The 1,322-nt window shown below is 55.5% G+C and carries 2 rRNA genes; both read left to right on the forward strand.

Annotated features, from left to right (window positions below):
- Positions 1-117 (forward strand): 16S ribosomal RNA (locus LPA41_RS40750); the annotation flags it as partial.
- A 344-nt stretch (positions 118-461) separates the two neighbouring features.
- Positions 462-1,322: ribosomal RNA gene (locus tag LPA41_RS40755) — 23S ribosomal RNA — on the forward strand; the annotation flags it as partial.

Here is a 1,322-nt window from a genome sequence, read left to right on the forward strand (position 1 = left end):
CCCGAAGCCGGTGGCCTAACCCCTTGTGGGAGGGAGCCGTCGAAGGTGGGGCTGGCGATTGGGACGAAGTCGTAACAAGGTAGCCGTACCGGAAGGTGCGGCTGGATCACCTCCTTTCTAAGGAGCAACTATCCGCGAAAGCGGACAGTGGCCCGCGACCTGCGAATGTCAGGTCGGGGTGCTCAAAGGCGGAGACACTGGTTAGCTCAAGCCGGCAACGGTCAGATTCCTCTAGTACACGCCCTTGTGGTGAAGGAACGAGTTCTGATGCGGCTGGTGGAGGCGATAAGCACCCTGTTGGGTATCTGAAAGAACAACCCTTGTGGTTGGTCTTCAATGCCAGGCATGACCTGGACCCCTATACCGATGGCCTGAGGGCTTTGCTGGTGGGAGTTCGTGTGGGTTGTGGGTTGGTCGTTGGTTGAGAATTGCACAGTGGACGCGAGCATCTTGTTTTCTGTGGTTAAGTTGTCAAGGGCGAACGGTGGATGCCTTGGCACCAGGAGCCGATGAAGGACGTGGGAGGCCGCGATAGGCCTGGGGGAGCTGTCAACCTAGCTGTGATCCCAGGGTGTCCGAATGGGGAAACCTGGCACGAGTCATGTCGTGTCATCCATGCCTGAATTCATAGGGCATGTGAGGGGAACGCGGGGAAGTGAAACATCTCAGTACCCGTAGGAAGAGAAAACAACCGTGATTCCGTGAGTAGTGGCGAGCGAAAGCGGATGTAGCCTAAACCTTTGGCGTGTGATAGCTGTCAGGCGTTGCGCTAGGGGGGTTGTGGGACCTGCTTTTCATGGCTGACATCATGATGAAGAGTTACAAAGTTATAGGTTAGTTGAACGGTGTGGGAAAGCCGGCCGTAGAGGGTGAGAGCCCCGTAAGCGAAAATCTATGACCTCTTTGCAGTGTTCCCGAGTAGCAGCGGACTCCTAGAATCTGCTGTGAATCTGCCAGGACCACCTGGTAAGGCTGAATACTTCCTGGTGACCGATAGCGGATAGTACCGTGAGGGAATGGTGAAAAGTACCCCGGGAGGGGAGTGAAATAGTACCTGAAACCGTTCGCCTACAATCCGTCAGAGCCTTTAGGGGTGATGGCGTGCCTTTTGAAGAATGAGCCTGCGAGTTAGTGGCATGTGGCGAGGTTAACCCGTGTGGGGTAGCCGTAGCGAAAGCGAGTCTGAATAGGGCGCTTTTAGTCGCATGTTCTAGACCCGAAGCGGAGTGATCTAGCCATGGGCAGGTTGAAGCGTGGGTAAGACTACGTGGAGGACCGAACCCACCAACGTTGAAAAGTTGGGGGATGACCTGTGGTTAGGG

The organism is Actinoplanes sp. DH11, assembly GCF_020873875.1.
Taxonomy (GTDB): Bacteria; Actinomycetota; Actinomycetes; order Mycobacteriales; family Micromonosporaceae; genus Actinoplanes.